The organism is Lentzea sp. NPDC051838 (genome assembly GCF_040681245.1).
Classification (GTDB): Bacteria; Actinomycetota; Actinomycetes; order Mycobacteriales; family Pseudonocardiaceae; genus Lentzea.
In genome coordinates, this window is the sequence record NZ_JBFAYI010000014.1 from 15,913 (window position 1) to 32,286 (window position 16,374).

Below are 16,374 nucleotides of genomic sequence, written 5' to 3' on the forward strand. Positions count from 1 at the left end.
CGATCCCGTGCCGCACCGGGACGTTCACCCGGACTGCAGCTGTCCGTCATGAATCGTGACCACGGCGTCGGCCTCCGCGAGGTGGCTGCGGTCGTGTGTCACGAGGACGGTCGCCGTCTTCCTGGCACGGGTGAGCGTCGTGATCAGGTCGATGATCGCGGCACCGCGTTCGTGGTCCAAGGCGCTCGTGGGTTCGTCGACGAGGAGCACCGCGGGATCGTTCATCAGCGCGCGGACGACGTTGACGCGTTGGCGCTGACCGCCGGAGAGCTGGTGCGGGCGGCGTCCTGCCTGGTCCGCGAGGCCGACCGCGTCGAGCAGTTCGAGGGCCTTGTGACGGGCCTTTCCGGGCTTCGCGGTCATGACCTGGAGCTGCTCGGCGGCGGTGAGCGCGGGCAGCAGGTTGGGCTGCTGGAAGACGATGCCGATGCGGTGCCGCCGCAGTTCGGTGAGCTCGCCCCTGGTGAGGCCTTCGGTCGGGGTGCCGTCGACGGTGACGGTGCCTGCGTCGGGGGCGACGAGGGTGGCGGCGACGGCGAGGAGGCTCGACTTGCCGGAGCCCGACGGGCCGATCACCGCCGTCGTGCTGCCTCGGGGGACGTGGAGCGCGACGCGGTCGAGTGCGGTCAGCCTGCCGTCGCCGTCCGGGTAGGTGAGGCTGACCTTGGTCAGGGTGAGGCTCATCGGACGCTCCCGAGCGCGGTCAGCGGGTCGACGGTGACGACGCGGCGCACGGCCAGCGCGGCACCGAGCGCCCCGAGCAGGATCGTGGTGACGGCCGGGGTGAGCACGGTCGCCGGTTCGAGCAGGAACGGGACTGTGCCTTCGACAGCTGCCCCGATCGCGGCGGCCAGTGCGGTACCGAGGGCGGTACCGGTGATCAGCAGGACCAGTGCTTGGCCGAGGGCGTCACCGAGCAGTGCGGACGTGGAGGTGCCGAGGGCTTTCAGGACGGCGATGTCCGCGCTGCGCTGGATCGTCCAGACGGTGAAGAAGGCGCCGATGACGAGTGCGGAGATGACGAACAGGAAGCCGCGCATCAGTTGCAGCGAGCCGTTTTCGGAGCTGTAGGAGCCGATGGCGTTGAGCGACTCCTCCTTGGTGACGGTGCCTGGTACGTCTCCGTCGGTTCTCAGGACGACAACCGTCGCGGACATGCCCTCGGCGAGTCTCGTCCACACGACCGGGGTGTGGCTGAAGTAGGCGTCTCCGCGCACGTCGGCGACGGTGAGCTCCCGGCCGGCGAGGGTGATCTTGCCGCCAACCGTTGCCTGGAGTTCTTCTGCTGCGGGCACGGACAGCACGACGGAGTGCTCGCCCACGTCCGCGAGCACAGAGCCGGATGGGACGCCGAAGACCGAGACCGCCGCGCTCCGGTTGCCGGCTGCCTTGGTGGTGCTGATGCTCAGCGGTTCGGCCAGCAGCACGCCTGGAGTGGAGGCCCAGCGCTTCTGCTCTTCCGCGGTGACCGTGGAGTCCGAATAGGACGGTCCGTTGAACGCGATCCGGTCGACGGGCAGGTCCGTGATGGCGGAGACGTTCTGCCGGCCGAGGCCCGCGGTCAGCCCGGACAGCAGGCCGACCAGCAGGGTGATGAGCACGATCACGACACCCATCAGGGCGAAACGACCTTTGGCGAACCTCAGGTCTCGCAGTGCGACGAACACGGTCGGCCTTTCACTCGGCGGTGGGGACTTCCTCCACTGTCGTCGCCGCGCGTTCGTCCCACATCTGGCCAAAGAGGACACGGGAGTTGTGTCTTTCGACAGAGGCCGATTCTCCTGGTCGTACCTATGCTGGAAACACTGTGGACACGACCTTCACCCCGAGCCGCGTGCTGACCTGGTGCCTGCACCTGCTGGTGGCCGGCCTGCTGGCCCTCGTCGCGGTGAAGCACCTCGGCTCACCCGCGGTCGTGGCGGTCTCCGCGGCTCTGGGTCTGGTGTACGCGGCCGGCCCGTTCCTGCCCCGCCGGTTCGTCCCGCTGTGGCTGGCCGTCGTTGGTGTCGGATGGCTGGTGCTGCTGGTCTTGTCCGCCGACGCCGTGTGGCTCGCCTTCCCCTGGTACTTCCTCCAGCTCCACCTGCTGTCCCGCCGCTGGGGCCTCGCCGCCGTCGTGACCACCGCTCTGGTGGCGATCACCGGCTACTCGGCCCACACCGGCTTCGCTCCGGCCGTGGCCATCGGCCCGTTGCTGGGCGCCGCGGTGGCCGTTGCCGTGGTGTGGGGCTACCAGAAGCAACACCGGCTGATCGAGGAACTGGTCTCCACCCGTGCCTCCCTGGCCGAGGCCCAGCACAACGCGGGCGTGCTGGCCGAACGCGAACGCCTCGCGAGCGAGATCCACGACACCCTCGCCCAGGGCCTCTCCAGCATCCAACTCCTGCTCCGCGCCGCCGAACGAGCCCTGCCCGCCTCGCCTTCGAAGGCCGCGGGTTACGTCGACCAGGCCCGCCGCTCAGCCGTCGACAACCTCGCCGAAGCCCGCCGCTTCGTCGCCGCGCTGGCCCCGCCCGCCCTGGACGACTCCTCACTCGCCGACGCGCTGGAACGCCTGTGCGCCACCACGTCCGCCCAGCACCCGGTGATCGTCCGCTTCCACCTCACCGGCGACCCGGTCTCGCTGCCCGCCACCCACGAGGCAGCTCTGCTCCGGATCGCCCAGTCGGCGCTGGCCAACACCGTCAGGCACGCCCATGCCCGCACCGCCGACGTGACGCTCAGCTTCCTGGGTGATCAGGTGGCGGTCGACGTGGTGGACGACGGCACCGGCTTCACCGCAGGGGAGAACAAGGGCTCCGGCCCCACCGACACGGGCTCCGGCCCGGTCGACAGCGGCACGGGCTTCGGCCTGACCTCCATGCGTGCGCGGGCACAGTCGTTGGGCGGTACCTTCGCCGTGGAGAGCACACCCGGCCACGGCACGGCGCTGGCCGCACGACTCCCCCTCACTTCTCAGGACTTCCGGTGACCACCCCACCCATCCGTCTCCTCCTCGCCGACGACCACCCGATCGTCCGCGCCGGCCTGCGCGCCGTCCTGGAGACCGAACCCGGCTTCACCGTCGTCGCCGAAGCCGAAACCGCGGAATCAGCCGTAGCCCGCGCGTCCGAAGGTGGCATCGACGTCGTCCTCATGGACCTCCGCTTCAAGGGCGGCATGACCGGCGCCGAAGCCACCGCCGTCATCACCAGCCGCGCGGGAGCACCACGAGTCGTCATCATCACGACCTACGACACCGACGCCGACACCGTGCCCGCCATCGCCGCGGGCGCCACCGGCTACCTGCTCAAAGACGCGCCGCCCGAAGAGCTCGCCGCCGCCATCCGCAGCGCCGCCGCCGGACACACCGCTCTCGCCCCCGCCGTCGCCGACCGGCTGATGAACCGCATGCGCACACCCGGCACCGGACTGACCCAGCGCGAGGCCGAGGTGCTCGGCCTCGTCGCCGACGGGCTGTCCAACCAGGCCATCGGCGCGCGTCTGCACCTCACCGAAGGCACGGTCAAGTCGCACCTCGCCCGCATCTACACGAAGCTCGGCGTCGGGTCGCGCACGGCTGCCGTCGCCGCCGCCACGGACCTCGGCATCATCGGCTCGCGGCGCTAGCGGCGGTAGCCCCACCTGGTGCGGGACAAGGCGTCCTCCAGGCCGGTGAAGCCCTCGTTCGGCACGAGCACGTCCTCGCCGAAGTCGATGTCGGTGTCGTCCGCGGTGCCGCCGATGCCGTCCGCACCCACCGCGAACATGGCCTTGGGGTTGCCGCCCTGGTCCATCAGGGTGTCGAGCTCGTTGAACTGGTGCTGGTGCCACGACCCGGAAAGATGCCCGAGCTCGTGCGCCGCGACGTTGCCCAGAGCGCGGCCGACGAACCTGACCTTGTCGCTCGCGGAAGACATGTAGGTGTTGAGCGAGACCGGCGAACCGGCGGGCGCGCTCAGCAGGTCGAGCTGCACCATCGCCGTCTCCTCGTGCCCGAAGTTGCCGGGGTCGATGGTCTGCGCGATGGCGACGGTCTCCACGCCGGACTCGGCGATCGTGCCGCCGATCACGAGACGGCTGACGTTCTTCTGCCCCCACGGGTCGGCGTGGTCACGGCTGTTGAGCAACCGGACGCCGAAGTTCCCGTGCAGCGCCAGGTTCTCCCGGATCGTGTCGACCGCGACCGACACGACCGCGGCGGAGTCCTTTGAGGACAGACCCCACGCGGAGAGGAACCGCGACAACGGCGACAGCTGCTTCTCCCCCGGCGAACCCCACACGGAGGTGTCGACGAGAGCACCGTCGAAGTCCACGAACACCGTCTGCGGCACCTTTTCGCTGCCGGGCCGGAACGCCTTCACCGTGAGCGAGTAGGCGCCGGCGCCGTCCTCGACCCCGAGGTAGTAGCGGCCGTCGCGCGGCGCGATGTAGTCCGCGACCGCGTTGCCACCGCCGGGCAACGGGCTCGATGCCGGGTACACGCCGGAGAAGTCCTGCTGCGAGCCCATGACCAGCCGTCCGCGGCTGTCGTGCACCGCGATCTTGCGCGCCGCACCCACCACCGACGCGCCGATCACGTCACCGGCCTTGAGGTCGACCGCGAAGAAGTCCTTGTCCCCGAAGCCTTCCCCGGCAGCGAGCGTCAGTTCGTACGAACCGGCGGTGTTCTGCGTGCCGGTCACCCGCACGAAGTAGTCAGCACCCGCGACGAGCTCGGCTTCGAGCCGCGCATCGGTGCTCACCCCAACGGTGTCGTTGGAGGCGATTTCCTTGCCCGCAGCGTCGAAAACCGTCAGCACGGTGTCGAGATCACTGCCGTCCGTACGCGTGGCGATCGACGTGAGTCCCGCACCGCGCAACGAGTAGAAGTCCGCGTCCGAACCGGCGATCTTCCCGACGGTGCGGATCGCGCGACGTGACGTGCCCACGCCCGTCGCGCTCGCAGTCGCTTGCGTGTCATTGGGTTCCGCGAACTCCCCGACCGAGGGCATGGTCGGATCCGCGAGCAGCGACCCGGTGAACACCGCGCTGCGCCGGAATCCGGTGGCCTCCGCCGTCCACGGAGTGTCGTTGCGGCCGCGCACCGAAGCAGGTTCCCGTTCGGCGTAGGTCTGTTCTGGCGCTGCAGCGCTCAACACGCGTGCGCGAGTCCTCGCTTCCCGCGCCCTCGACGCCGCGGCCAGGTCCACGCGACCGGGATCCGCGAGGAACGCCAGCAACGGGTCCGGTGTGATCGGCGCCGGTGCGGCGACGGCGGTCTGCCCGCTCAGCACCAGCGCGGCGACGGCGACTGCTCCCAGTAAACGCATGCATCCCCCTGCCGAGTAGATCAACTAAAGACCTACACCGTGCAGAGGACGCAAGACCAGGTTTCTGGCCCAATCAAGACAGGTGGACCGACACGGCGTACGAACCGCCGCGGAACTCTTCCCGGTCCCACGTCGCGAACCGCTCGGCGAGCCGCAGCCCGGCGGCGGCGCAGTGCGCGTCGTACTCCTCGACCGTGTACCCGCGATCGAGGCTGAACCCGGCGATCAGCACCTTGCCCACGTGCCGTGCCACGCCCGCGACCAGCTCGCCCTGCGTGCCGGGCGCGGTGAACAGCGGCACGTTGCCCGCCATCACGACCACGTCGAAGGTGCGCCCCAGATCGAGTTCGGCCAGGTCGGACCGCACCCACGTGATGTCGGGAGCGTGCTCTCGGGCGAACGCGAGCATCGACTCGTCCAGATCCGCGCCCACGACCTCGATGCCGTGCCTGGCCAGCTCGATCGCCACCCGACCGGTGCCGCAACCGGCGTCCAGCACCGACTTCGGCGCGTAGGCCCGCACGAACGCGGCCTCGCCGTGCACGTCCATCCCCGACTCGGCGAGCGAGTCGAACCTGCGCTGGTACTCAGCCCCGTTCCACACAGCAGCAGCGTAGACCCGCAGATCGGCGGATACCGTCCGAGTGGGAGCGCTGCCAAGGTCGAGGGCATGACGCGCTTCGTGCTGGCAGTGGCGTTGGTGGTCGCGGCGGCCTCACCCGCGCAGGCCGCACCCGCGAGATGGGTCGGCACCTGGGCCACCGCGCCGTCGTCGGCCGTGCCGGGAACCGACAACGGCTACCCGAACTTCTCGATCCGCAACATCGTGCACGTCAGCGCGGGCGGCAAGGAGATCCGCGTCCGGCTCTCGAACTCCTACGGCCGCACACCTGTCCAGTTCGGCGCGGTGACCGTGGCCCGCGCGGCCGGCCCGGACACCCCGACGGCGTTGCCCGGCACGATGCGCACCCTCACGTTCGGCGGCTCGCCGAGCATCACCGCCCCGCCCGGCGCGGACGTCATCAGCGACGGTGTGCGGCTCGACGTCCCGGCCGACTCGAACCTGCTGGTCAGCGTGTTCACCCCGGCACCTGGCGGCCCGGTCACGCACCACCAGCTCACGATGCAGAACTCGTACTTCACCCGCGACGGCAACCGCACCTCCGACGAGTCCGGCGCGGCTTTCGGCGAACGCACCACGGCCTGGCACTACGTCTCCGGCGTCGACGTCCGCTCGTCCACGTTGCGGGGCAGCGTCGTCGCGCTCGGCGACTCGATCACCGACGGCGCCAACTCGACCTGGGGCGCGAACCTGCGCTGGCCGGACCAGCTCGCCGACCGCGTGAACACCCGCTTCGGCATCCTCAACTCGGGCATCAGCGGCAACAGGCTGCTGCTGGACGGCGGCTGGGCGGGCCCGAACGCGCTGTCCCGGCTGAACCGCGACGTCCTGACCCAGACCGGTGTCCGCACGGTCATCGTGTTCGAGGGCATCAACGACATCCAGCAGACCCCGCACGAGACCGATCCAGCCAAGATCATCGCGGCACTGAAGCAGATCGCGTCCCGTGCCCACGACCGCGGCCTGCGCGTGATCGGCGCGACGATCACGCCGTTCAAGGGCTGGGGCAGCTACACCGACGAGCTGGAAGCGGTGCGGCAGGCCGTGAACACGTTCATCCGCTCCAGCAAGGACTTCGACGCCGTCGTCGACTTCGACGCGGTGATCCGCGACCCGGCCGACCCGCAGCGGATCCGGCCCGACTACGACCAGGGCGACCACCTGCACCCCGGCGACAAGGGGTTCGAGGCGATGGCGAAGGCGGTGCGCATCGCCACGCTGTGACTACAGGAAGAGCGGAATCGGGTTCAGCTCGTCGTACGGGGTCGGTGCGGCGAGCCGGCCGAGCGTGACAGGCACGTCGAACAGCCGTCCGGGTGCGAACCGCGCCCAGAAACCACGCAGCCCCGGCACGATCACCTTCACCACCGGCAACCCGATGTCCGGCCGGGTCTGGTCGAGCACCAGCACCTCCAGCCCCGCCTTCTCCAGCCGTGCCTGGACATCCAGCACATCCACGAACAGATCACCGGACGCGGTGTACGGGCGCGTGACCGGACCGCCGGACGGCAGCAGGTAGGGCTGGTTCGTCACCGTGGCCATGTCGAGCCAGTGCAGGAGGTCGGGATCGTCCCCGATGTGGCCCTGCAGCACCGCGGGCATCATCTGGTTCATCTCGGTCAACGCGCGGCGCGTCGCGAGCGCAGGGTCGAGGTGCGCGCCGAAACCCATCACGACGTGCCCACCGGAAACCTGCCTCGACAACGCCACCACGACAGGCACGCCGAGGTCGGAGGTCAGGTCGAGCGCCCACACCTCGCGGCCCAGTCCGGCGTGCACGGACCGCAGCTCGCTGACCCACGGGTCTCCGTCGAGACTGACGGGCGGCGGTGAAGTCCTGTTGTACCACCACAAAGCGGCGGCATCGCGTTCGACGAGCTCCAGCATCCCCTGCAGGACCGCGTCTTCGAGCGACGAACCGGCCGCGTTGCCGTTCGAGTCGGCCATGAGCCGTTCGTCCGCGTCAGCCTTGAAGTACAGCAGATCCGTTGGCAGCAAACGGTGTTCGCTTTTCGTCAGCGACCACACCGGCGACCAGTCAAGCTCGGCGTCGTCGTCGAACGGGACGCAGACGTGCTGAAAACCGGAGTGCGCGGCGTTCCAGGCGTCCCTGTCGCCGAACTGACGTGGATCGTAGAGGTGCACGCTGTCCGGGTGGATCGCTTGTGCGCCAAGGGAACGGTAGCTGCCACGAACGCAGGCCTCGTCGCCGTCGGCCTGGGCGCTGTGCCGTTCCAGCGCCTCGCACAACGCGCCCACCTCGGCGTCCAGCGCCGTGACGCCCTTGCCGCCGTTCTGGGAACGCAGGGCGGACCGCAGATGTGCCGCGCTTCGGTGACCGGCCGCGACGTTCGGGCCGGAGCGGAAGACGTTGAAGAAGGCCGGACTTCCGTCGTACCGCACGACGTCCTTCACGACTCCGGTGAGCGGGCTGATCAGGCGCCGGTAGGCCTTGAGCACCTCTTCGGGCGCCGAGGACCGGTACCCACCACCCGACGTGTGCAGCGCCGGCCGTGAAGACAGCTCCACCGGACGCCAGGCCTTCTCCCGCATCAGGTCCGGATCTCCGCATGAAGGACATTGGGGGCGAGCGGCGACGGCATGACGCCTGCCCGTCAGGTCACGGCTGTCGAACGTCCACAGCTCCCGCTGACCGTCGTAGCGATGACCGGCAACCCACTTCGCCGCCTCCAGCGCCACCAGGTTCAGCGCGACGGCCCGCAGTGGCGCGAAGTCGACATTGGCACGTGGCACCGCACCGGGCAGACCAAGAGCTTCGCGCACGTGGGCCTCGGCGGCGCGGTTCGCCCACAGCCGATGGGAAAGACAGTGGTAGCAGGGCCCTTCGCCGGGCGTGAAGAACGGACCGATCGACACCTTGGCGCCCAACGGTTTGGCCAGCAGCCACGGCCTGTTCGCCGCGCGCATCTTCGCATCCACTTCGGACAGACCGTCGACGAGGTAGTCGGAAACCAGCACAACGGTCAGAACGCCGTCGCCTTCGGTGATCGGCGGCAGTTCAGCGTCGACACCGAGCGAGATCACGTCGACATCAGGCGTTCCGGCGGGTTCGACGCCCAGCGCGTCCCAGTAAGCCGAACCGGAAGTGCTCAGCCCGATGAGCCCTGCCTGCGCGAGTTGGCCCAGCAGCCCCGCGACGTGTTCAGGAGGCGCGTCGAGCTCACCGCGCACCGCGGCCAGATCCCGGCTGCCGTCCAGCAACGGCGCGAGCGCCTCGACGTGGGGGCCGCGCAACGCGGTGGTGTCCTCCTCGGAGAACACATACACCGCGTCGCCCGGCACCACCTCGGCACGCAGGTGCCGCTTGAACCCGATGTGGCGTGACGTCACGCCGGAACGACTGCGCGAGTGCCACCACACGCGGCAACGCGCGTGTTGGGGCACGCACGACACGGACTCACCGACGGCCGGGTGCCGTTGGTGACGCAGAAGGCGACCCCTCCCCCGCCGTCCAGCCCCGCCCCGTCGAACATGTCGACCACCAGGCCGGTCTCCCGGCTCGGCGCCGCCCCGAACACCTGTTCCAGCTCAGCCGCGAACTCGTTCATGACAGCCTCCCCTTCCCACGACGGTCCCTCGAGCCCAGCATGCCGGAAAGTCCGTTGATCACATCGTGGAACCCGCGAACTGTCCCAACGTCCTCTTACTCGGGAGTTGAATTCCACCCCACCCGATCGAGCGGTCGAGGTTTACGACGCTCCCCGACCGGGATATTCGATGGTGATCAATACAACTCACCGGGTGCTAAGGGGTTGGCCAATGCGTGTCACGATTCTCGCCGCCGTTCTCGCTGCTGCCTGTGCGGCCTGCGGAACGTCGACGACCTCGGCTCCCCAGAGTCAGGCGCCCTCCCCGACCAGCAGTGCACCCACCTCCGGCTCCGACAAGCAGAAGCCCGCCATCGAGGTGAAGCTGACCCTGCAGGGCAAACCAGGCCTCGGCCTCCTCGCCGCCACCAACAACGGCAAGGCCCCCGTCACGTTCCAGGGCTGGCCGAAGCTCACCTTCACCAACCCCGCCAACCAGCCCGCCGCCATCCCGGTCGAGCAGAAGCTGGTGCCGGGCGAGGGCCCGTCGATCACGCTGCAGCCTGGTCAGACCGCGTTCGCCGGCGTGCAGCTGGACGTGGACGACGACGCCAACTCGTTCGCCATCAACGAGATGACGGCTGAGCTGCCCGGCCTGGTGCCGGCAAAGGTGACGTTCATCGGGACGGACGGCCAGCCGATCGCCGACGTCAGCAAGATGAAGGTGAGCGAGGCCAAGGTGGGCACGATGCAGCCGGTCACGCAGGGCGTCCTCGTCTTCGACTGACGAAGGTGGGCGGCGGTCGCCGCCCACCCCCCTTGGTCAGCCCTTCATCCAGTGGTACTGGAGGTGCACCTCCCACGGCTTCGCGACGCGGTTCAGGAACATCAGGCTGTCCATCCGGCAGTTGCAGGCGTTGCCCTCGCGGTTGTTCTGCGGGTAGCTACCGCCGATCTTGATGCCGCGCGGGTCGGTGGCCGACGCGAGATCAGGCTCCGGCTCACCTTCCAGCTTCCACGGGTCGCCCGCCACGACGTACTTGCCGTCGACGGGCTTTCCGTTGCGGTACAGGACCATCGCGCCCGTGTCGAAGTTGAACGTCGCCGCGAGGAAGACCCATTCGTTCTGAGGCAACAGCTTTTGCCAGGGCTCAACAGCTGCGAACGTTTGCGACTCGCCACCGTCGACCCGGCGGGCCAGCGCCACGAGCTTCAGTTCGCCGTCCACCTGGATGAGCTCCAGCAAGGCTCGGACCGCGTGGCCGTTCGAGTCGCCGGACAGCACGCCCGCGAGACCGATGGCACCGTAGAAGTCGGACGGGTTGGCGGAGTTGGAGTTCGGGGCCGGGTTCTGGCCCGTCATCTTCACCCAGCCCATGATCGACGCCTCACGGGTGCCGTTGAAGGCCCGCAATGACGGCACGCCCGTTTCGCTGTAGAGGCCCGCCTTCCAGTCGTCGTTGCCGGCGACGGTGGGGTTGACCTGCTTGAGCTGCAACGAGGTGCGGCTGCGCCAGAATGCACCGTCGCGCACGCGCATGTCGGCGCCGCCGTTGATCAACTGCAACGAAGTACCCGAGCGGCCGCTGTCCTGCTCCAGGGCCTTGTTGCCGCGCACCGGGTGTTCGAAGTCGTAGTACGACACCAGGTTGCGGGACAGGGAGGGCAGCACCGTGCCGAACGTGGCCTGCGCGGGTGCGGCGAGGCCCACGAGGAACGCCGCCGCCACACCGAGAACCAGAAGTCGTCTCATCACCGCACTCCCTTGCCCTGCACGCGCAGGTCGCGCAGCCTGCCGATGTTGTCGAACGAACCGAAGCCGACGCGACCGGAGGAGAACGTCTTGTCGACGGCGGTCATCAGCGGATAGGGCGAGCCGTCCATGTACACGGCGATCTCGCCGCTCTCGACGCACTGTCTGACCCGCACCCGATGCCAGGCCAAATCAGAGACCGCAGGAGCAGCGCCTACGGAACGTGCGGCGTCCCATTGGTGGTCCAGGCGCAGGCGGTCGGCGTTGTTCACGACGAAGATGCCGTTGTGCGGGTAGATCTTGTTGTCCGACGAGAGATGCGCGTAGTAGAACTCGGTGTCCGACTTGTAGCCGAACACGATGATCACGTCGCGGTTCGACTCGGCCACCGGGGTGTCGAGGCGCACGGACGCTTCGATCTGCACCGAGCCGAACGCCGGGCCCTTCTTCAGCACCGCGTACTCGAACGGGCGCCGCGGGCCAGGACGAGCGACACCCGGTTCTGCCAGCACGACCTCACGGCCGGGGAACTGCCACAGAGCGGGCGTCACCGGTTCCCACGAGCGCGACGAAGAAGCCCCGGCGACGAAGTCGTGGCCCGTGCGGCAGGAGGCGAAGGTGCGAGCACCCGTCACCTTCCAGATCTTGCCGTTCGCCTTGGCCAGCACGTAGAGCTCACCGTCGGCGTCCTGACCGAAGCGCAGGTCGACCCGGTTCGGGTCGTTGACCAGGGCCTTGAGGGTGGTCAGCTGGCCGTTGAAGTACACCATCATCTCGCGGGTGGCAGCCATCGGTTTGCCGGTGCGCATCTCGCGTTCTTCGGCGTAGTAGATGAGACCCTTCACGCCCTCGCCGTAGATGTACTTGCCGCGCAACGCGGGGATCTTCGAGCCCCGGTAGACGAAGCCGCCCATCAAGGCGTTGCCGCTGTCCGCGCACGGCCGCGACGAAGCCAGCCGGTTGTGGTCGAACGCGGTGACGGGATAGGTGTAGCCGTACTTCGCGTCGTCGGCGGGCAGCGGGAACACCCCGCACGACGGGTCGTTCTTCTTGTACGACCAGAAGCCTTCGCGCTCGCTCCAGCCCAGGTTGGCGCCCTTGCGGACTTCGTAGACCGAGTCGACCGCCTTCTCGCCGATGTGGCCGAGGAACATCTTGTGCGAGCCGCCGGAGTCCCAGCTGAAGCGGTACGGGTCGCGCATGCCGTAGGCGTAGATCTCCCCCAACGCACCCGCACGCCCGACGAACGGGTTCGCGCGCGGAATGCCGTACTGGCCGTTCACGCCGTTCTTGCCGGCGGGATCGATGCGCAGGATCTTTCCCTGCGGCAGGCCGAGATCCTGCGGCACCGTCGTCGTGAGGCCGATGCCGCCGTCACCCGACGCCAGGTACAGCAACCCGAAGTCCTCGTCCCACCAGTGCGCGTTCGGGTTGAAGCCGATCTCCTGGAACCCGTGGATGAACGACGCGTAGCCCACCCGCAGGATCTCCCGGTGCGTACCGGCGAAGAGATCGGCGCGAGGATCCGACGCGGTCCACTCGGTGATCACGCCGTGGACCTGCGCGTCCGCGGGCGAAGGCAGGTCCGGCTTCTTCGTCGTCAGCGCGGACCCGGTCTCCGTGTGCACCGTGTAGAACTTGCCGTTGCGCTTGAAGTTCGGGTGGAACGCGGCGAACCCGAACCCGCTCCCCAGGCCGCGGTGGTTGTGGAAGTCAGGGCCCACCACAGCGCCCAGGTCCAGGTAGGCGTGCTGAACGCCGTGGTCGAGCAGGTAGAGCTTGCCGTTCATGTCCGGCACGAACAGGCGGCCGGAGCGGTCGGGCAGCTCTCCGAGGTAGTTGATCCGGTTGTAGCGCTTCAGCCTCGCATCGGTCGGCGGCGGAACCGGCGTCGACTGCGGCAGCTGCGCGACCTCGGTGAGCTCCAGGCCGAGGCCCGAGGCGCCGGGCGTGGGCAACGGGTCGGCGATCGGCGCATCCGAGTGCGCCGACGCGACGGGTACGAACAAGGCTGAGAGCACGAATGTTGTGACAGCCAAACGAGATAACCGTCTGTACATCCCCACCACCCTGTGGGCCAGGCCGTGGCAGCACGGCAGCGGAAAGCGCTTTCCAAGTGCAGCGGCCCCCGGAATCTACCTACCGAACAGGGTGGTTACAACCCTCACCTCCGAGGTTTCGTGACCCACTCGTACTGCGCCTTCACCTCGTCCGCGGTCAACGCGCGATCCAGCAGCATCAAGCTGTCCATGCGGCAGTTGCAGGCGTTGGTCTCGCGGTTGTTCTGCGGGTGACTGCCGCCGATCTTGATCCCGCGAGGGTTCGTCGCGGACGAGAAATCGGGCTCAGGAGGTCCGATGATTTTGAACGGGTCACCCTTGACCGCGTAGGCGCCGTCGACCGGCTTGCCGTCGACGTAGAGCCCGACCGTGCCGTTGTCGAAGTCGAACGTTCCCGCGAGGAACACCCACTTCCCGGCCGGTACCAGCGTCTTCCACTCGGCCTTCGACACCCAGAACTGCTTGTCGGCGCCGTCGACCCGGCGGGCCAGCGCGATCAGCTTCATCGAACCGTCGTGGTTCTCCGTCTCCAGCAGCGCACGCGCCGCGTGGCCGTCGGAGTTGCCGGTCAGCACGCCCGCGAACCCGATCGCGCCGTAGAAGTCGCCGGTGCCCGACGAGTTCGAGTTGCGCGCGGGTGCCTCGCCGGTGATCTTCACCCACGTCATGATCGACATGGAGCGCACCTTGTTGAACGCCTTCATCGAAGCGACGCCCTTGGAGTCGTAGACGCCGGCCTTCCAGTCGTCGTTGCCCGACTTGGCCGGGTTGACCTGCTTGAGCTGCATCGACGTCTTGGAACCGGGGAACGCGCCGTCGGCCACCCGCATCGCCGCGCCGCCGTTGATCAACGAGATCGGCGTGCGCGAGTCGGCCCGGCCGATGTCGTCCTCCTTCTTCGAGTCACCGGCGAGCGGGTGCTCGAAGTCGTAGTGGTTGACGACCGCGGACGCGATGCCGGGGAACACCTCCGAGGACGGTTCGGCCTGCGCTGGTGCCGCACACGCCAGAACCAGGACGAGTGCGGGCAGGGCTTTCCTCATCACAGACCCTTTCCGGTGATGCGAAGGTCGGCGACGCGACCGATGTTGTCGAACGAACCGAACCCGACCCGCCCGGACTTCAGAGCGGTGTTCGTCGCGGTCATCAACGGCTGCGACGAGCCGTCCACGAACACCGCGATCGAGCCGGTGTCCACGCAGTGCGTGATCCGGACCTTGTGCCACTTCATGTCCGTCACGGCGGGCGGCGCGCCGACCGAGCCGTTCCACTGGTCGTCGATGCGCAGCCGGTCGGCGTTGTCGACGAGGAAGATCCCGTTGTGCGGGTAGATCTTGTTGTCCGACGACAGGTGCGCGTAGTAGAACTTCGTGTCCGACTGGTATCCCCAGACGATCACGACGTCGCGGTCCTTCTGCGACACAGGGGTGTCCAGCCGCACCTGGGCGTCGATCGTCACGTTGCCGAACGCCGGTCCCTTGGTCACCACCGCGTACTCGTTGGGGCGCCGCGGACCTGGCCGCGCGGTTCCCGCCTTCGACAGCACGACTTCGGTTCCGGGGAAGCGCCAACGCGAGACCGTGACAGGCTTCCAGTCCTTGGCCGAAGTCACTCCACTGACGACATCGCTGCCGGGGTCACAGGCCTCCAGCGTCTGGATCGTCCCGGTGACCTTCCAGATCTTGCCGTTCGCCTTGGCCAGCACATAAAGCTCACCGGCGGCGTCCGTGCCGAGCCGCAGGTCGACGCGGCTCTTGCCGGTCAACGTCTTCAGCGTCGTCCGCTTGCCCGCCGAGTCGTACACCGCGAGCTCGAACGACTTCGCGATCGGCGCACCGGCCCGCATGTCCTTCTCGTCGGCGAAGTACAGCAGGCCCTTCACGCCCTCGCCGTAGACGTACTTGCCCTGCAACGAAGGAACCGCCGCCCCGCGGTACACGAACCCGCCGATCAACGCGTTCCCGCTGTCCCCGCAGCCACCGTTGGGCCGGTTGTGGTCGAACCCGGCGACGGGATACGTGTAGCCGAACTTCGTGTCGTCGGCGGGCAACGGGTAGAGCTGGCACTTGGAGTCGTTGCGCTTGTACGTCAGGTGGCCTTCCCGTTGCCCCCAGCCGAGGTTCGCGCCCGGCTTGACCTCGTAGACCGACTCGACGACCTTCTCGCCGATGTGCCCCAGGAACATCCGGCCGTTGTCCCAGCTGAACCTGTACGGGTCGCGCATGCCGATCGCGTACAGCTCGGCCAGCGCGCCCGGCCTGCCCAGGAACGGGTTCGACGGCGGAATCCCGTACTTCTTGTTGCCGCTGTTGGATCCTGCCGGGTCGATGCGCAGGATCTTGCCCTGCGGCACCTTCACGTCCTGCGGCACGTCAGAGCGGTAGCCGATGCCGCCGTCACCGGTCGCCAGGTACAGCAAGCCGTCCGGGCCGAAGCCGATCTGCTGGAACCCGTGCAGGTACATCTCGAACCCGATCCGCAGCAGCTCGCGCCGGGTGCCCGAGAACGTGGCCGCCGCGGGATTCGAGGCGGTCCATTCGGTGATCACGCCGTGCACCACCGCGTTGGACGACGACGGCAGGTCCGGCTTGCGGTTCTTCAGCGCGTCCTTGGCCTCGGTGTGCGCGGTGTAGAACTTGCCGTTGGTGGCGAACTGCGGGTGGAACGCCACGAACCCGAACCCGCTGCCGAGCCCCTGGTGGTTGTGGAACGTCGCACCGATCGTCGCGCGGACGTCGAGGTACGTGCGCTGCCCGCTGCCGTCGCGGCTCAGCGTGTACAGCTTGCCGTTCATGTCCGGCACGAAGAACCGGCCGGAACCGTCCGGGATCTCGCCGAGGTAGTTGATCCTGTTGTACTGCTTCAGCCGGCTGTCCCCGGCTGTCGGAGTGGTCGACGACTGCGGCAGCCGCGCGACCTCCTGCAGCTTCACGCCGATGCCGGACGGTGCCGGCGTCGGGAGCGGATCGGAGACAGGACCGGGTTGGGCAGCTGCTTGCGGCACCAGCGAAGCCGCGGTCAGAGCAAGCGCGGCGAAGACAACCGGGAACGACCGCCTGGACATCGCACCACCTCGTGGATCGGCTTTGGAAAGCGCTTA

The 16,374-nt window shown here is 68.4% G+C and carries 14 protein-coding genes; 4 read left to right on the plus strand and 10 right to left on the minus strand.

From position 1 onward, the window contains the following. Positions 1-24 precede the first annotated feature (24 nt). Entirely contained in the window at positions 25-684 is a 660-nt protein-coding gene (locus AB0M24_RS27030) for an ABC transporter ATP-binding protein (RefSeq protein WP_363773504.1), read from the minus strand. Further along, positions 681-1,667, minus strand: coding sequence for an FtsX-like permease family protein (locus AB0M24_RS27035; protein WP_363773507.1), 987 nt, complete (start codon positions 1,665-1,667; stop codon positions 681-683). The genes AB0M24_RS27030 and AB0M24_RS27035 overlap by 4 nt, the downstream gene beginning before the upstream one ends. 140 nt (positions 1,668-1,807) lie before the next feature. Between AB0M24_RS27035 and AB0M24_RS27040 the strand changes: the two genes are divergently transcribed. Further along, positions 1,808-2,971: a sensor histidine kinase gene (locus AB0M24_RS27040; RefSeq protein ID WP_363773510.1), complete on the plus strand. Its 1,164-nt coding sequence runs from the start codon at positions 1,808-1,810 to the stop codon at positions 2,969-2,971. Then, complete coding sequence (locus tag AB0M24_RS27045; protein WP_363773513.1) at positions 2,968-3,609, plus strand: response regulator transcription factor; 642 nt, start codon at positions 2,968-2,970, stop codon at positions 3,607-3,609. Before AB0M24_RS27040 ends, AB0M24_RS27045 begins: the two co-directional genes overlap by 4 nt. On the opposite strand, the gene AB0M24_RS27050 is transcribed toward AB0M24_RS27045, so the two are convergent. Next, complete coding sequence (locus tag AB0M24_RS27050; protein WP_363773516.1) at positions 3,606-5,291, minus strand: hypothetical protein; 1,686 nt, start codon at positions 5,289-5,291, stop codon at positions 3,606-3,608. The genes AB0M24_RS27045 and AB0M24_RS27050 overlap by 4 nt on opposite strands. Before the next feature lie 73 nt (positions 5,292-5,364). Next, positions 5,365-5,895, minus strand: a complete 531-nt coding sequence (locus tag AB0M24_RS27055) for a class I SAM-dependent methyltransferase (RefSeq protein WP_363773519.1) — start codon at positions 5,893-5,895, stop codon at positions 5,365-5,367. Between the two features lie 66 nt (positions 5,896-5,961). Here AB0M24_RS27055 and AB0M24_RS27060 point away from each other — a divergent pair, with 66 nt between their 5' ends. Next, positions 5,962-7,137, plus strand: a complete 1,176-nt coding sequence (locus AB0M24_RS27060) for an SGNH/GDSL hydrolase family protein (protein WP_363773521.1) — start codon at positions 5,962-5,964, stop codon at positions 7,135-7,137. Here AB0M24_RS27060 and AB0M24_RS27065 read toward each other — a convergent pair whose 3' ends face one another. Together AB0M24_RS27065 and AB0M24_RS27070 are read right to left on the minus strand one after the other, a co-directional pair. Then, entirely contained in the window at positions 7,138-9,264 is a 2,127-nt protein-coding gene (locus tag AB0M24_RS27065) for a TOMM precursor leader peptide-binding protein (RefSeq protein WP_363773524.1), read from the minus strand. Continuing rightward, positions 9,261-9,482 carry a hypothetical protein gene (locus AB0M24_RS27070; RefSeq protein WP_363773527.1) on the minus strand — a complete coding sequence of 74 codons (222 nt, stop codon included), beginning with the start codon at positions 9,480-9,482 and terminating at the stop codon, positions 9,261-9,263. The genes AB0M24_RS27065 and AB0M24_RS27070 overlap by 4 nt, the downstream gene beginning before the upstream one ends. 211 nt (positions 9,483-9,693) lie before the next feature. On the opposite strand from AB0M24_RS27070, the gene AB0M24_RS27075 reads away from it, so the two are divergent. Then, on the plus strand, positions 9,694-10,248 hold the full coding sequence (locus AB0M24_RS27075) for a DUF4232 domain-containing protein (protein WP_363773530.1): 555 nt from the start codon (positions 9,694-9,696) through the stop codon (positions 10,246-10,248). Between the two features lie 36 nt (positions 10,249-10,284). Here AB0M24_RS27075 and AB0M24_RS27080 read toward each other — a convergent pair whose 3' ends face one another. From AB0M24_RS27080 to AB0M24_RS27095, 4 genes are all read right to left on the minus strand, one after another. Then, a complete protein-coding gene (locus AB0M24_RS27080) occupies positions 10,285-11,214 on the minus strand; it encodes a hypothetical protein (protein WP_363773533.1) in 930 nt (309 codons plus the stop codon). Beyond that, on the minus strand, positions 11,214-13,223 hold the full coding sequence (locus AB0M24_RS27085) for a PQQ-dependent sugar dehydrogenase (protein WP_363773536.1): 2,010 nt from the start codon (positions 13,221-13,223) through the stop codon (positions 11,214-11,216). The genes AB0M24_RS27080 and AB0M24_RS27085 overlap by 1 nt, the downstream gene beginning before the upstream one ends. A gap of 155 nt (positions 13,224-13,378) precedes the next feature. After that, positions 13,379-14,317: a LamG-like jellyroll fold domain-containing protein gene (locus AB0M24_RS27090; RefSeq protein WP_363773539.1), complete on the minus strand. Its 939-nt coding sequence runs from the start codon at positions 14,315-14,317 to the stop codon at positions 13,379-13,381. Beyond that, the gene (locus AB0M24_RS27095; RefSeq protein ID WP_363773542.1) at positions 14,317-16,338 is read right to left on the minus strand and encodes a PQQ-dependent sugar dehydrogenase; all 2,022 of its coding nucleotides are present in this window, start codon (positions 16,336-16,338) and stop codon (positions 14,317-14,319) included. The genes AB0M24_RS27090 and AB0M24_RS27095 overlap by 1 nt, the downstream gene beginning before the upstream one ends. Positions 16,339-16,374 lie beyond the last annotated feature (36 nt).

Coding starts and splice junctions, on each gene's coding strand:
- AB0M24_RS27030 (WP_363773504.1), bottom strand. CDS start 684: ATGAGCCTCACCCTGACCAAGGTCAGCCTCACCTACCCGGACGGCGAC.
- AB0M24_RS27050 (WP_363773516.1), bottom strand. CDS start 5,291: ATGCGTTTACTGGGAGCAGTCGCCGTCGCCGCGCTGGTGCTGAGCGGG.
- AB0M24_RS27060 (WP_363773521.1), top strand. CDS start 5,962: ATGACGCGCTTCGTGCTGGCAGTGGCGTTGGTGGTCGCGGCGGCCTCA.
- AB0M24_RS27070 (WP_363773527.1), bottom strand. CDS start 9,482: ATGAACGAGTTCGCGGCTGAGCTGGAACAGGTGTTCGGGGCGGCGCCG.
- AB0M24_RS27075 (WP_363773530.1), top strand. CDS start 9,694: ATGCGTGTCACGATTCTCGCCGCCGTTCTCGCTGCTGCCTGTGCGGCC.
- AB0M24_RS27080 (WP_363773533.1), bottom strand. CDS start 11,214: ATGAGACGACTTCTGGTTCTCGGTGTGGCGGCGGCGTTCCTCGTGGGC.
- AB0M24_RS27090 (WP_363773539.1), bottom strand. CDS start 14,317: ATGAGGAAAGCCCTGCCCGCACTCGTCCTGGTTCTGGCGTGTGCGGCA.
- AB0M24_RS27095 (WP_363773542.1), bottom strand. CDS start 16,338: ATGTCCAGGCGGTCGTTCCCGGTTGTCTTCGCCGCGCTTGCTCTGACC.